The sequence below is a fragment of the Pseudomonas sp. WS 5079 genome, assembly GCF_012985465.1.
Lineage (GTDB): Bacteria > Pseudomonadota > Gammaproteobacteria > Pseudomonadales > Pseudomonadaceae > Aquipseudomonas.
The window spans coordinates 253,449-268,308 of record NZ_JAAQWN010000008.1 but is presented as its reverse complement, the minus strand read 5'-3'; the positions used below and the strand labels follow the sequence as shown (position 1 = coordinate 268,308).

The 14,860-nt window shown below is 62.5% G+C and carries 11 protein-coding genes; 5 read left to right on the top strand and 6 right to left on the bottom strand.

Annotation, left to right across the window (positions count from 1 at the left end; all coding sequences use genetic code 11):
* Nucleotides 1-65: 65 nt before the first annotated feature.
* The 4 genes from kdpB to kdpF all read right to left on the bottom strand — a co-directional run bounded on the left by kdpB (nt 66) and on the right by kdpF (nt 4,724).
* Nucleotides 66-2,135, bottom strand: coding sequence for a potassium-transporting ATPase subunit KdpB (gene kdpB, locus HBO05_RS21965; RefSeq protein ID WP_169957213.1), 2,070 nt, complete (start codon nt 2,133-2,135; stop codon nt 66-68).
* Between the two features lie 12 nt (nt 2,136-2,147).
* The gene (kdpC, locus tag HBO05_RS21960; RefSeq protein WP_169957211.1) at nt 2,148-2,801 is read right to left on the bottom strand and encodes a K(+)-transporting ATPase subunit C; all 654 of its coding nucleotides are present in this window, start codon (nt 2,799-2,801) and stop codon (nt 2,148-2,150) included.
* 10 nt (nt 2,802-2,811) lie between these two features.
* On the bottom strand, nt 2,812-4,518 hold the full coding sequence (gene kdpA / locus HBO05_RS21955; protein WP_172314052.1) for a potassium-transporting ATPase subunit KdpA: 1,707 nt from the start codon (nt 4,516-4,518) through the stop codon (nt 2,812-2,814).
* Nucleotides 4,519-4,625: 107 nt separating this feature from the next.
* The gene (kdpF, locus tag HBO05_RS21950) at nt 4,626-4,724 is read right to left on the bottom strand and encodes a K(+)-transporting ATPase subunit F (protein WP_074851717.1); all 99 of its coding nucleotides are present in this window, start codon (nt 4,722-4,724) and stop codon (nt 4,626-4,628) included.
* 638 nt (nt 4,725-5,362) lie between these two features.
* Here kdpF and HBO05_RS21945 point away from each other — a divergent pair.
* Genes HBO05_RS21945 through HBO05_RS21935 form a run of 3 tightly spaced genes read left to right on the top strand, consistent with a single transcriptional unit; the run spans nt 5,363 to nt 10,002 of the window.
* On the top strand, nt 5,363-6,946 hold the full coding sequence (locus HBO05_RS21945) for a BCCT family transporter (protein WP_170042675.1): 1,584 nt from the start codon (nt 5,363-5,365) through the stop codon (nt 6,944-6,946).
* A gap of 27 nt (nt 6,947-6,973) precedes the next feature.
* Nucleotides 6,974-8,983 carry a CocE/NonD family hydrolase gene (locus tag HBO05_RS21940; RefSeq protein WP_172314050.1) on the top strand — a complete coding sequence of 670 codons (2,010 nt, stop codon included), beginning with the start codon at nt 6,974-6,976 and terminating at the stop codon, nt 8,981-8,983.
* 50 nt (nt 8,984-9,033) lie between these two features.
* Nucleotides 9,034-10,002 carry a LysR substrate-binding domain-containing protein gene (locus HBO05_RS21935; RefSeq protein ID WP_172314048.1) on the top strand — a complete coding sequence of 323 codons (969 nt, stop codon included), beginning with the start codon at nt 9,034-9,036 and terminating at the stop codon, nt 10,000-10,002.
* 64 nt (nt 10,003-10,066) lie between these two features.
* Here the strand turns inward: HBO05_RS21935 and HBO05_RS21930 are convergent, their stop codons facing one another.
* Nucleotides 10,067-11,200, bottom strand: a complete 1,134-nt coding sequence (locus tag HBO05_RS21930) for a catalase family protein (protein ID WP_169957203.1) — start codon at nt 11,198-11,200, stop codon at nt 10,067-10,069.
* 29 nt (nt 11,201-11,229) lie between these two features.
* A complete protein-coding gene (locus tag HBO05_RS21925) occupies nt 11,230-13,038 on the bottom strand; it encodes a di-heme-cytochrome C peroxidase (RefSeq protein ID WP_172314046.1) in 1,809 nt (602 codons plus the stop codon).
* 258 nt (nt 13,039-13,296) lie between these two features.
* Between HBO05_RS21925 and HBO05_RS21920 the strand changes: the two genes are divergently transcribed.
* Nucleotides 13,297-14,025, top strand: coding sequence for an FKBP-type peptidyl-prolyl cis-trans isomerase (locus tag HBO05_RS21920; protein ID WP_029292800.1), 729 nt, complete (start codon nt 13,297-13,299; stop codon nt 14,023-14,025).
* 327 nt (nt 14,026-14,352) lie between these two features.
* Nucleotides 14,353-14,808 (top strand): DUF1232 domain-containing protein, encoded by a 456-nt coding sequence (locus HBO05_RS21915; protein ID WP_169957200.1) that lies wholly within the window; start codon nt 14,353-14,355, stop codon nt 14,806-14,808.
* The last annotated feature ends 52 nt before the right edge of the window (nt 14,809-14,860 follow it).

Below are 14,860 nucleotides of genomic sequence, written 5' to 3'. Positions count from 1 at the left end.
TGAGCATTGCGTTCGCTTAACTGATTGGCATTAGGGCAAGCCCGCTCCCACATGGGGGTGAGTCGTTACACCAAGCCCACTGCGGTCAAGAGCATGTCGATCAGCTTGATCCCGGCAAACGGCACCAACACCCCGCCCAGGCCATAGACCAGCAGGTTGCGGTTGAGCAGCGCCGCCGCACCGATTGCGCGGTAAGTCACGCCGCGCAGGGCCAGGGGAATCAGCGCGACGATGATCAGCGCGTTGAAAATCACCGCGCTGAGAATCGCCGAGTTGGGGCTGCTCAGTTGCATCACGTTCAACGCGCCGAGCTGCGGATAGGTCGCGACAAACGCCGCCGGGATGATTGCAAAGTACTTCGCCACGTCATTCGCCACGCTGAAGGTGGTGAGGGCGCCGCGGGTCATCAGCATCTGTTTACCCACCTCGACCACTTCGATCAGCTTGGTCGGGTTGCTGTCGAGGTCGACCATGTTGCCGGCCTCCTTGGCAGCCTGGGTGCCGCTGTTCATCGCCACCGCCACGTCGGCCTGGGCTAGCGCCGGCGCGTCGTTGGTGCCATCGCCGGTCATGGCCACGAGCTTGCCCTTGGCCTGGTAGTCGCGGATCAATTGCAGCTTGTCTTCCGGGCGGGCCTCGGCGAGGAAGTCATCCACCCCGGCCTCCACCGCAATGGCGGCGGCGGTCAGGCGGTTGTCGCCGGTGATCATCACGGTCTTGATGCCCATGCGTCGCAGTTCGGCAAAGCGCTCCTTGATGCCGCTCTTGACCACGTCCTTGAGCTCCACCACACCTAGCGCCGTGGCGCCGTCGCTGACCACCAGCGGGGTGCTGCCGCGCCGCGAGACTTCATCGACCCTGGCCTGCAAGGCTGACGGAAAACTGCCGCCCAAGGCTTCGATATGGCTGCGGATCGCGTCGGCTGCGCCCTTGCGAATCGCCCGGCCTGCGGGCAGGTCGACCCCGCTCATGCGGGTTTGCGCGGTGAAGTGCACAAAGCTTGCACCCAGTTGGTTGATGTCCCGCGCGCGGATGTCGAACTTCTGCTTGGCCAGCACCACGATACTGCGGCCTTCCGGAGTTTCGTCGGCCAGGGAGGCCAATTGCGCGGCATCCGCCAAGTCCGCTTCCTGGATGCCCGGCGCCGGCAAAAAGCTGCTGGCCTGGCGATTGCCCAGGGTGATGGTGCCGGTCTTGTCCAGCAGCAACACGTCGACGTCACCCGCCGCCTCGACCGCCCGCCCGGAGGTGGCGATGACATTGGCCGACATCATCCGGCTCATGCCCGCCACGCCGATGGCCGAGAGCAGGCCGCCGATGGTGGTGGGGATCAGGCACACCAGCAACGCCACCAGCACCGTGGCGCTGACCACGCTGCCGCTGCCGCTCATGGCCACGGCGAAGATCGAGTAAGGGCTCAGCGTGGCGATCACCAGCAGGAACAACAGCGTCAGGCCCACCAGCAGGATGGTCAGGGCCACTTCGTTCGGGGTTTTCTGGCGCTTGGCCGATTCGACCATCGAGATCATGCGGTCCAGGAACGACTCGCCGGGGTTGACGCTGATGCGCACTACCAACCAGTCCGACAGCACGCGCGTGCCGCCGGTGACCGAGGAAAAATCGCCACCGGACTCGCGAATTACCGGCGCCGATTCGCCGGTGATCGCGCTTTCATCCACCGACGCCACGCCCTCGATCACGATGCCATCGAGCGGCACCAGGTCGCCGGCTTCGATCAGCACCACCTGGTCCTTGCGCAGCAGCGACGCTTCGGTCGGCAGCCACGCGGCGCCGTGCTTGGGCTGTTGCAGCAACTTGGCCAATGTCTGGCGTTTCATCCCGCGCAGGCTGGCGGCCTGGGCGCGGCTGCGGCCCTCGGCCAGGGCTTCGGCGAAGTTGGCGAACAGTACGGTGAACCACAGCCACAAGGTGATGCTGAGGATAAAACCGCTGGGCGCTTCACCCTGGCCGCCCAGGGACTGGAACCACAGCAGGGTGGTGAGGATGCTGCCCAGGTAGACCACGAACATCACCGGGTTTTTCCATTGCGCCTGGGGGAGCAGTTTCTTCAGCGCATCCCCACACGCGGTGAGCACGATGGCGCGATCAAACAGAGGTAAACGAGCATTTTTCATGAGGGCAATCTCTTACTCACTGGTCGCAATAGGCGGCGATGGCTGGCGGGCATCCAGCGCAAGGTTGAGTTGCAGCACATTGACCCGTGGCTCGCCGAGCAGGCCGAGGGTGCGTGCGCTGGTGTGCTGGCTGACCAGTTGCAGCAGTTCGGCTTCGGGGATCTGCCGCAGGCGCGCGACCCGTGGCAGTTGCAGGCGCGCATTGGCCACCGAAATATGCGGGTCGAGGCCCGAGGCGGAAGCGGTGACCGCGTCCACCGGCACCTGGGCGTCGGCGGCCAGGCCGTTGGCCAGGCGATAGGCCTGCACGCGGGCGGCCACCTGGTCCACCAGTTTCTGGCTGGTTGGGCCCAGGTTGCTGGCGCCGCTGGAACCGGCGTTATAAGGCTGCGATACGCTTTTGCCTGGGTCTTGCGGGTCGGCGCCCAGGGTCATGCTCGGGCGGCCATGGAAGTATTGCGCCCGGGTGAAGTGCTGGCCGATCAGGGTCGAGCCCATGACCAGGCCATCGCGTTCAATCAGCGAGCCGCGGGCCTGGAACGGGAACATCAGCTGTGCGGCCACGGTGGTGAACGCCGGGTAGGCGAGCCCCGTCAACAGCATGAAAAACACCGCCGAAACCAGCACCGGGCGCAACAGCCCCTTGAATATCGATTGGGTTGTCATCTACGTGTCCTCAGTTGTACGTCTGGCCGGACAGCAACTGCAGTTGCTCCACCAGCGGGCCGAGCGCGAGCGCCGGCAAAAAGGTCAGGCCGCCGACCACCAGCACCACGAACACCACCAGCAGCATGAACAGCGGGGTCGCGGTGGGAATGGTCCCGGCACCGGCCGGCACGGTTTTTTTCATCGCCAGGGAGCCGGCCACGGCCAGCATCGGCAGCATGGTGAAGAAGCGCCCGATCAACATCGCCAGGCCAATGGTGGTGTTGAAAAACGGCGTGTTGGCGTTCAAGCCCGCAAAGGCCGAGCCGTTGTTGGCGGTGCCTGAGGTGTAGGCGTACAACACCTCGCTGAACCCATGGGGGCCGATGTTGTTGAGGCTGGCCATGGTGTCGGGCCACAGGGCGGCGAGGGCGGTAAAACCCAGGATGCTGATGGGGTGCGCGAGCACCGAGAGCATCACCAGCTTGATCTCCCGCGCCTCGATTTTCTTGCCGAGGAACTCCGGGCTGCGGCCGATCATCATGCCCACCAGGAACACCGTCAGCAGGGCGTACTGGATCAGGTTGATAAAGCCCACGCCGTCGCCGCCGAACACGCAGTTGAGCATCATCTGCGCCAGGGGCACGAAGCCGCCCATGGGGGTCAGCGAGTCGTGCATGGTGTTGACTGAACCGGTGGTCGCCGCCGTGGTGGTGGCAATGAACAGGCTGCTGTCGGCGATGCCGAAGCGCAGCTCCTTGCCTTCCATGTTGCCGCCGCTGTGCTCCTGCGACAGGGTCTGGTTGGCGCCGGCCTGGGTCAGCAGCGGGTTGCCGCTTTGCTCGGCGCCGTAGACCAGGGCGAGGAAGCCGATGAACATCACCAGGAAGGTGCCGAAAAACACCCAGCCCTGGCGACGTTGCATCAGCATGCTGCCGAAGGTGTAGGTCAGTGCCGAGGGGATCAGCAACATGCTGAGGATATGCAGGATGTTGGTCAGCGGCGTCGGGTTTTCGAACGGGTGCGCGGCGTTCATGCTGAAGAACCCGCCGCCGTTGGTGCCGATGTGCTTGATCGATTCAAAGCTGGCCACCGCACCGACAATCAACTGTTGCTGCGCCCCTTCCAGGGTGGTGACCAGGGCCTGGGAGGCGAAGGTCTGCGGCATGCCCTGCCAGACGTACACCAGCGCCATGCCCACGCACAGCGGCAGCATCACGCGGTACAGCGTGCGGGTGAAGTCGACCCAGAAGTTACCGAGATCGCCCGAATTGGAACGGCTCAAGCCGCGAATGAAACCGGCCGCCGCGACCACGCCGGAGGTGGCGCCGACGCACATCAGAAAGGTGATGACCGCCATCTGGCTGAAGTTCGACAGGCTGGTCTCGCCCGAGTACGCCTGCCAGTTGGTATTGGTAATAAAGGACGCGGCGGTGTTGAACGCCAGGTCCGGCGATTGCGCGGCGAGCCCCAGCGGGTTGATCGGCATGACCGCCTGCAGGCGCAGGACCAGGTAGCCCAGCAGCATCATTGCCGCGTTCGACAACAACAGCGCCGTACCGAAACGGGCCCAGCCCATGGTTTCTTGTGGGTCGATGCCCAGCAGGCGATAGGTATAGCGTTCCGGCAAGGCATGGTGGGTCCCGGTGAAGACCCGGGTCAGCCATTTACCCATCAGTACGGCGAGCCCCGTCATTACCCCCAGGACCAGCGTAAATTCCAGCAGCGTGCTTAACATGTCGTGGCTCCGTTCAAATCTTGCCCATGGCGACAATGGCCATGGCAGTCGCAACAAAAAACACCAGGGAAAGGCTGATAAACATCAGGTCGTACATGGCCAGCTCCCTAGAATTTTTCTGCGCGAATAAGGGCGTAGCCCAAGTAAGCGAACAGCCCCACGGCACATAAGCCGCTGGCGATATAAATGAACGTGAGTGTGAGCACGGTGTAACTCCCCTGATTGAATAAGCCGCAACTGCGGACGCGGGGAGGTTAATCTTTGGGGTATCAAGTTCGGGCACTGATTAGCGTTAGCGGTATTAAGACGGTATATAGAAAAAGTTCGGCCGGGCGCACGAAAAAAAGGGATCGCCCGCCGCCCGGGTATCCCTTTAAACACTGGGGTTCTGCTGATGCTAACGACCCGCTTATTTGGTTTTGTTTTTCTTCTCGCTGCGGGTAGCGAGGTGTTCGAAGCAAAACGCGGCAGTGCCGAAGAGCGCAATCATTGACAGGACGAGCATGCCTAAAGTTGAACTTTCCACGATGACTTCCTACGGGTGTTTGGGTAGGAAGTGACGGTAGGGCGTTTGCACTTAGTTACTCAATAGCGGCGACGTAAACGTTATGGCGAATGGGCGAACTATATGAACTCTTTACGCGGTGGTGGTCTCGACGATCCCGGTTGTTCCCCGGATTGGCTATGACCTGGCGGAATACCCCCATACCCATTGGTCGATTGCACCGCAACCGGCACTCACGCTTATCTATAGCCACGCGAAGACTTCAAGGCGGCACAGTGCCCGCTTCTAACAATGGCCTGCAAAGGCAATAAAAATAGTCTGTCTGGGGAAGCGCACGAGATGAAATACCCATTGCGTCCTTTGGTCTTCTGGCCAACCTTTCTGATTCTGTTGGCGGCGGTAATCGCCAGCTACGTCGACCTCACCGCATTCCTTGCCGTGAGCAAACAGCTCAACACCGTGATCCTGCAAAACTTCTCCTGGCTGTTCAGTGCCGGCTCTTTCGCCATGGTGGTGCTCACGGCCATTGTGTATTTTTCGCCCCTGGGCAACGTGCGTATCGGCGGGGAGGGTGCTACGCCGCTGTTGAGCAAATGGCGCTGGTTCATGGTCGCGCTGTGTACCACCCTGGCGGTGGGCGTGCTGTTCTGGACCACGGCCGAGCCGCTCTACCACCTGTACTCGCCACCCTCCAGCCTGCCGATCGAGGCGGGCAGCGCGGCGGCCAAGAGCTTTGCCCTGTCGACGATGTTCCTGCACTGGACCCTCACGCCCTACGCGATTTACCTGGTGCCCTCCCTGGTCTTTGCCCTGGTGTTCTACAACCTGCGCAGCAACTTCTCGATTGGCGCCATGTTGCAACCCTTGCTCGGCGCCCGGCGGGTCAAGCGGTATGCCGGGTTGATCGACACCCTGGCGATGTTCGCCCTGGTGGCGGGCATGGCGTCGTCCCTGGGCACCGGCGCACTGACCCTGTCCGGCGGCCTGAGCCAGTACATTGGCGGCGAGACCACGCCCTTGCGCCTGGCCCTGATCATCGCGGTGATCGTGTTCACCTTTGTCGCCTCGGCCGCCAGTGGCTTGCAGCGTGGCATCGTCATGCTGTCGTCGTTCAACACCTGGATCATGTTGGCCCTGGGCGCGTTTGTATGGTTGTGCGGGCCAACCCTGTACATCTTCAGCCTGGGCGTCGAGTCCCTGGGGGTCTACCTCGACACCTTCTTCAGCCGCAGCCTGTCCACCGGCGCCGCCAGTGGCGACAGCTGGCCGCAGAGCTGGACGGTGTTCTACTGGTCGGTATGGTTCGCCTGGGCGCCGGTGAGTGCGTTGTTCCTCGGCAAGATCGGCCGGGGCTACCGGGTGCGCGAATTTATCCAGATCAACATGCTGTACCCGGCGCTGTTTACCGCGTTGTGGATTTGCATCTTCTCCGGCAGCAGCCTGTATTTCGATGCCCTGGGCGATGGCAGCTTGAACCGCGTGCTCAACGAGCAAGGCGTGGAGCATGTGCTGTACCAGATGTTCCAGCAGTTGCCGGCCAGCGGCCTGATGATCGCGTTTTTGCTGTTTGTCGCGTTTATCTCGTTCGTCACCGCCGCCGACTCCAGTACCGACGTGATCGCCAACCTGTGCAGCAAGGGCGTCACCGCCGATTCGGACCTGGATGGCAACCCGCTGCTGAAGATTGTCTGGGGCGTGATCATCGGCACGGTGTCCTGGGTCATGGTGGCCTTTGTCGGCATCGACGGGGTGAAGATGCTCTCCAACCTCGGCGGCCTGCCGGGAATGATTCTGGTGCTGCTGGCCAGCACGTCGTTGCTTTACTGGTTGAAAAACCCCGCGCTGCTGGACGTCAAGATCCCCGCGGTCCATGTCGAACCTGGCCTGCGTGGTGCCAGCCCGGTGACGGATTTTGCCCGCTGACTTGCCTCTTTGTTGTTGGAGTTACCCATGGAAATCGTCACCGAATTTGCCTACAAGGTTCGCGAGATCGAGCACTGCCTGATCCCCATGAGCGATGGCACACAACTGGCAGCGCGTATCTGGCTGCCTGACACCGCCGGCGCGCAGGCCTTCCCGGCGATCCTCGAATACCTGCCCTATCGCAAGCGCGATGGCACGGCGGTGCGCGATGCCCTGACCCACGCATGGATGGCGGGGCAGGGCTATGCCTGCGTGCGGGTCGATATGCGCGGCAATGGCGAATCCCAAGGCTTGATGGCCGATGAGTACCTGTTGCAGGAGCAGGATGACGCCCTCGAAGTGATCGACTGGCTGTGCCAGCAGCCCTGGTGCGACGGCAATGTGGGGATGATGGGCATCTCCTGGGGCGGCTTCAACAGCCTGCAAGTCGCCGCGCGCCAGCCCGAAGCATTGAAGGCGATCATCACCCTGTGCTCCACCGATGACCGCTTTGCCGATGACATCCATTACAAGGGCGGCAACCTGCTGCTGGAGAATTTCGGCTGGGCCGCGACCATGCTCAACTTCAGCGCGGCAGTGCCCGACCCGCTGCTGGTTGGCGATGCCTGGAAAACCCTGTGGCAGCAACGCCTCGACGCCATGCCGCTGCTGGCCGAGACCTGGCTGCAACACCAGACCCGCGATGCCTACTGGCGTCACGGCTCGGTCTGCGAGGACTACTCGGCGATCAAGGCGGCGGTGTACGCCGTCGGCGGTTGGGGCGATGCCTACAAGAATGCGGTGCCACGCCTGATGGAAAACCTGCCGGGGCCGAAAAAAGCCGTGATCGGCCCGTGGATTCACAAGTACCCGCATTTCGCCGTGCCCAACCCGGCCATTGGCTTCCTGCAGGAGGCCAAGCGCTGGTGGGACCACTGGCTCAAAGGTATCGACAATTGGGTGATGGACGACGCGGCCTGCACCTTTTACCTACAGGATGTGTTGGCGCCCAAGGGCAGTTATGCCGAACGCCCAGGCATCTGGGTGCAGACCTCGGGCTGGCCCGATCCCCAGGTGCAATGGACCGACTACAGCCTGACCGACCATGGCCTGCGCCCGGGCCAGCAGGCGCTGGGCGGCCCGCGCAGTATCTGTTCGCCACTGACCACCGGCCTGCACCAGGGCGAGTACTGCGCCATCTGGTTCGGCCCCGACGGCCCGACCGATCAGCGCCGCGACGATGCGCAGTCTTTGTGCTTCGACTCTCAGCCACTGGCCGAACCCCTGGCGCTGCTGGGGGATGTGCGCTTGCAACTGCGCCTGGCCAGCGATACCTCTTGCGGGCAACTGGTGGCGCGCCTGAATGCGGTGGCGCCCGACGGGCAAGTCACGCAGATCACCTACGGCGTGCTCAACCTTGCCTTACGTGAAGACTTCTCCCGTCTGACGCCACCTGTGCCAGGCGAACCGCTGGATGTGCAACTGAGCCTGGATCATGTCGGCACGCGGGTGCCGGCCGGCTACCGCCTGCGGCTGGCCCTGAGCACCGCGAGCTTCCCGCTGCTGTGGCCCAGCCGCGAGCTGACCACCCTGACCGTGCTGCCCGCCGTGCAACGTGTGCAATTGCCGATTTTCAGCGGCGCGGCCGTGCCATGCCCGTTCGAGGCCCCGCAAGCGGCTACCCCGGCGGCGCTGGAGGTGCTGCGGGCGGCTGCGCCGAAACGTACCTTGATCGAGGACGTAGGCAGTGGCGAAGTGTGCGTAAACATCGAGGACGACCTGGGCGCCGTGCGCTTCACCGAGCATGGCCTGGCGGTGGACCAGCGGTGCACCGAGCAATATCGCACCATGCCCTGGGACCCGTTGTCGGCCCAGGCCGATATCCACTGGCAGTACCGTGTCGAGCGCGCGCAGTGGTCGGTGGCGGTCGACAGCCACTTGCAGGTGCACGCCGACGCCCAGTGGTTCTACATCGAGGCGCACCAGCAGGCGCGGGAAAACGGGGTGCAGGTGCATCAGCGAAGCTGGAGCAGACGGGTCGCGCGGGTCGCGTTGTGAGCGGGCAAGTGGCAGGATGCTTGCTCATCTGACCAGCCACGGATCCCTGCATGTCGCGCCGAAACGTCGACCTTCCACCGCTCAATTGTTTGCAGACGTTTGAGGCCGCCGCCCGGCATTTGAGCTTTACCCAGGCGGCCCACGAACTGAACCTGACCCAAAGCGCAGTGAGCCGGCAGATCAAGCGCCTGGAGGAAGACCTGGCGCGACCGCTGTTTTATCGGTTGGCGTTGGGGCTGAGTCTGACCCCGGCTGGCGTGCGTTACTTTCGCACTATCCAGCGCCTGCTGCGCGAGCTTGATCGCGAATCGGCGGAGCTGCGTCGACGCGGTGCCGATCGCCAGCTGACCCTGGCCAGCACGCCGACCATCAGTTCCATCTGGCTCGCCGCGCTGCTGCCGGCCTTCCAGGATGAGCACCCGGAGCTGGATATCCGCATCCTGTGCAGTGAAAGCCCGAGTCACCTGGATGTCAGCGAATATGACCTGGGCCTGTTCTATCACCTCGACGAACTGCCAGCGCCCCTTGGCCTGGAACTGACCCCGGTGTTTGCCAGTGAGCAGGTCATCGCCGTATGCAGCCCCGGCTACATCGAGCGCCATGGCGCGATCCGCGACGCCGAGCACCTGCTGCGCAGCCATACCCTGTTGATCGTAGAAGACCACTATCACGACTGGTTGACCTGGACCGACTGGTTCGCCGACATCGGTGCGCAGTACCACACGCCTCGTCACGCCTTGCGCACCAACAGCTATCAGTTGCTGATGCAGTCGGCAGTGATGGGGCATGGCGTAGCCCTGGGCTGGAAGTGCCTGCTTGAAGGCGAGCTGGCTGCCGGACGCCTGCAATTGGCCTTGCCCCATCACATGCACAGTCGTGGCCGCCTGCAACTGATGCAACCGCAGCATCGCAACCCACCCTCGGCGGCGCGCAGTTTTCAGCAATGGTTGCTGACGGCGTCCGATATAATGCCGCAGGGGCTTTTCTGTGGGAGCGGGCTTGCCCGCGATGATCGTTAACGATGACGCGGTGAGGCGTTCTTGCTGACGTCAGCGCGAGCAAGCCCGCTCCCACAGGCATTATTCAGGGGGCGTTGCGGCTATGCCGATAATCACTCACCGCCTCATACACCGCCTTGCGCAGCCGATTGATCCCCCCAATCGGCCGGTGTTCCTCCACGCCAAACCATGGGTTGAACGACTGGTTGTCACAGGCCAGGTTCAAGGCCTGTGTATCGAAGTCCTGCGCCGGAATGCGAATTTTCGCCACGCTCTCGTAGGGCGCGTCGCTTTCCTTCCATTCGATGCTGGTGTCTTCGATGGGCATGTATTTCTGCGGGTTCTGGCGCTGGATCTGCAACACAAAACAAGCGTCGATGCGGTCGGTGGACAACTGCTGGCTCAAGGCGCTGCGCAGGAAGTTCGGCAAGTCCTGGTTCTGCTTGGGCAGATGGTATTGCGGGCAGCTTTGCGGGTCTGGGGCGACGCGAAACTTGGCGTTGGCGCTGCCGAACTTGTAGGGCGATACCGAAAAGTACGTGGTCTCGGTCGGGCTGGCCGGTGCCGGCGCCAATGTCGCCAGGGCAATAAACAGATGGCGCACCTGCCAACTGCGCGGGTCGAGGCTGGGGAAAAATGCCATGACTTTCTTGCCATCGGCCTGGGCCCCGACGTTCTGCGCATATTCCGCCACATCGCTGACAAAGAAGTTGGGGTGGCTGAACATCACGAAGTCCTGCTCGCCGCGTGCCTGCTGGTCGGCCAGCAGTTGCTTGCCCGGCACGTCCAGCAGCTTGATCGCCATGCCGCGGGCGTCGCGGATGCTGTCGAACTGTGGATAAGCGTTGCCGTTGGACAGGCGCATCATCGCCTGCCAGGTCTTGCCCGGCTCGGCGAACACGCCCTGGCGCAGCGCCGGGTCAAGGTTTGGCAGCACGCTGACTTCGGCTTTTACGCAGCCGTGGGCCTTGGCATGGGCATCGCGCAGGTAACGGGTGCCTTCGCGATGCTGGTCGACAATGCGCACCGCCGTCTGAATGATGCCTTGGGTCATGGCCGCTTCGCCGGGCGGAATCTGTTCCTCGGCCGACACCGGGCCGCTGTGGTGCCAGGCGAACCACAGGGTCGACAACAACCAGCCGAGCAGGCCCAGGCCTACCAGCCATAACAGCGTCTTGCCGAGAAACGCGCCGAGGCGCAGCCACAGTCGAGCGAGCATGGAACGGTCCTTGTATCGAAATGGGGAAGTCATGGCAGTTGTTGCTCCAGGGGGCCGCCCAGTACTTTCAGGTATTCCAGCAGCGCCCAGCGCTCCTCAGGCTCAAGGCCGCGGCCGATCACCCCATTGCCACGCTTGCCCGCGCGAAACTCGTGGCCACTGTTGTGGTTGCCAGTGATGTTGGTGTCGAACAGGAATGCATTTTTAAACGCCTCGGTGCGATAACCCAAGTGACGCGGGTTGTAGTCGAAGGTGCCTTTATAGAAGGTGCGGCTGCGCTCGTACTGGGGCGAAAGCAACTGGTAGATCGTCGGCACCGAACCGTTGTGCAGGAACGGCGGCGTGGCCCACACACCCGCCAGTGGGCGGGCCTTGTAGGCGCGCAGTTCGCGCACGCCGATGGGCAGGCCGTAGCCGTCCAGGCGCGGGCGTTCGGCCGCTGTGATGCCGGCGGCGCGGTAGGCGTGCTCTTCGACAAACGCGGTGACATAGGCCAGGCCCTTGGCCACGGACAGGCTGCGCAGGTCCAGCGGTTCGGTCGGCGTGGGGTGCAGTTCGACATTCAACTGCGCCAATTCGGCCGGGTCCCATTGCAGGGCGCTGAGGTCGTAGCGCTGGTCGGCAATGTTGCTGGCGGTGCCCGGGTCGGTGCCGATGTAGTCCACTGGCAGCATCTTCAACTGCTGCACCGGGCGCCCGTTGACTTCGCTCACGCTGGGCACATGGCAGGCCGCGCAGTTTTCCGCGAACAGCGCACGTCCTCGGGCGGCCAGGGGTTTGTCGATGGCGCCGAACAGCGCTTCAGGCCAAACCGGTGGCTTGAGCCGTTGCAGGGTTTCTTCGATCAGGTTCAGGTCACGCACGCGCACGCTGGACGGGTAGCGCGCATCGCCCTTGAGGGGCTGGCCAGCGCTGTCGAAGAACGCCAGGGTCGCGCCCACGCCCAACGCCTCGCCGATGTTGCGCGCCATGGGTTGCTGGGCCGAGCCGTTCCATTGCACCCAGTCGAAGGTCCACATGTCCCACAGCTGCGGGTAGTCCACTGGCGCGTTGGCGATACGGTAGTTGTCCGGGGAAATGGCGTCGCCAAAGCTGGCATTGGCGATGCGGCCGAAGGCGTCGGTGCGCCCCGGGCCTTCTTCGGTGGGGTAGAGGCCGCGGTGGGTATCGTTCCAGGCCACCTTGAGGAAGTTGTCCAGGGACTTTTTGAAGTCCTGGCGCAACTGATCGTACTGGGCGTCGTATTGATCCCCCAGCACGCTGTGGGCAAAGCGCCTGAACTTCAACGGGTTGTAATAGGTAGAGGCGAGGCTGGCCACCAGGGCCTGGCCAAAGCTGCCGCCGCGCAAGGTTGGCACGCTGGAGGGCAGCACATGTTGTGCAGAGCCGCCATCGATGCGCAGGGCCTGGCCATTGAAATGCAACTCGCCGGTATGGCAGGCGGCGCAGGTGATATCGAGAAATTCGTCGTTGCTGCCGGCATTCTTGTGCCGGGCGAAGCCTACGGGCAGGTTGCCGGGGTTCTGGGGTGTGGCCTGTTGTCGCGGGTCCACCAGGAAACCGAAGCGTGCCAGGTTGGCCGGCTCGGCAAAACGCTGCTCGGAAAACGGCAGCTCCAGCGCGGTGAACCAGTTATAGTGCAGGCCTTTTACCTGGGTGCCCTGGGGCGTGAAGTAGTAGGCCTGGCGGTCGGCGGCGCTCCATTGGTCCTGGTAGTGCACCTGCTGCACCGCCACGTAATCCGGGAGCCTGGGGTTGATCACGTAATAAAGGACCACCGCCAGCAGCAGTCCCATAAATGACAGGATCAGGAGTAAAACACGGGAAAAAATGCGCAAGATAACTATCCTTGTCGAGTTGTTGTGCCCTTATGCCACTGAGCGCGGTAGGCGGCAAGTAGCCATGATCCGTCTACGCAGGCGGTTTTCGCTACGCCGGCTGTCCTTCGCCGGGCTTTGGGGCAGATGAAAATGCTTTTAAACACGTGAACTTATCAGAAGTTTCCTGCTCACATGCCGGTAGCCATTGGTCGTGGCCGCCTGATAAGCTCGCGACTTTATTCGAATGCCCTTTTGGCGCATGAACAAGGAAATAGCATGAAACAGCATCGGTTGGCGGCGGCGGTGGCCCTGGTTAGCCTGGTACTTGCGGGTTGTGATTCGCAAACCAGCGTAGAGCTGAAAACCCCGGCGCAGAAAGCTTCCTACGGTATCGGCCTGAACATGGGCAAAAGCCTGGCTCAGGAAGGTATGGATGACCTGGACTCCAAGGCAGTTGCCCAAGGCATCGAAGATGCCGTCGGCAAGAAAGAACAGAAGCTGAAGGACGAAGAACTGGTCGAAGCGTTTTCCGCACTGCAAAAGCGTGCTGAAGAGCGCATGACCAAGATGAGTGAAGAGTCGGCAGCCGCCGGCAAGAAATACCTTGAAGACAACGCCAAGAAAGACGGCGTAGTCACCACCGCTTCCGGCCTGCAGTACAAGATCGTGAAGAAAGCCGAAGGCGCCCAGCCCAAGCCTACCGACGTAGTGACTGTGCACTACACCGGCAAGTTGACCAACGGCACCACCTTTGACAGCTCCGTGGATCGCGGCAGCCCGATTGACCTGCCGGTCAGCGGCGTGATCCCAGGTTGGGTCGAAGGCCTGCAACTGATGCACGTGGGCGAGAAGGTCGAGTTGTACATCCCGTCCGACCTTGCCTACGGCGCCCAGAGCCCGAGCCCGGCGATTCCAGCCAACTCCGTACTGGTCTTCGACCTGGAGCTGCTGGCAATCAAGGACCCGGCCAAGGCCGACGCTCCTGAGGCACCGGCTGCCAAGTAAGCCGCTGCTGAACACACAACGCCCCGTTTATACGGGGCGTTGTTGTTTCTGGTGTGGCAGCTGTTGACCGAGGTCGTGGAGGGGTGTGGGAAAATCAGAACGAACACCTGCGACTTAGAGCAGTCTGATGCTATACCTCGGCACGGGTAGCCGCAGATGCCCCCCAAGTCAATGAAATCTTGGGATTTTTTTATGTGCGCAAAAAACGCCCGATCTGACTGTAGGCCTTGTATTACGTGGCTTTCAGCCGCAAAAATGGGCTCTGTTCACAAGGTTATCCACAAGTTGTGTGGATAACCTTTTATCTCGCCTGGAACTGGAGTGACGATGAAAGCACCCTGGAATTTCACCCGCTTCCTGCCGTTGGCCGCACGGCTGATCGGGCGTGGACGCCTGCCGACGCTGTTGTTCGCGGTCGCTGCCAAAGGCTCCAGCCAGGGCAATCGCCTGGGCAAGCTCAAGGACGACCTCAAGCTGCTCCAGGCGCTGTGCCTGGCCTACTGGCGCGGCGAGTACCGGGCTATCAGCCCCAAGGCGCTGATCTCGGTGGTGGCGGGGCTGATGTACTTCCTCAGCCCGATTGACGCGATCCCGGACTTCCTGCCGATGTTCGGCATGCTCGATGACATCGCGGTACTGGCCTGGGTCATGAAGAGCCTGGACGGTGAGTTGAGTGCCTTCCGCGCCTGGCGTGACCGCCAGCGCCCGGAGAAGTTGGTGGTGGTTGAACGCCTGCCCGCCACGCCGCAACTACTGGAGCAGGAAAACCCGAAAAAAAACTGAACACGCGGATTATCCCCCTGCGCTCTTTGTGGCTGTTAGGATTACACTCCTA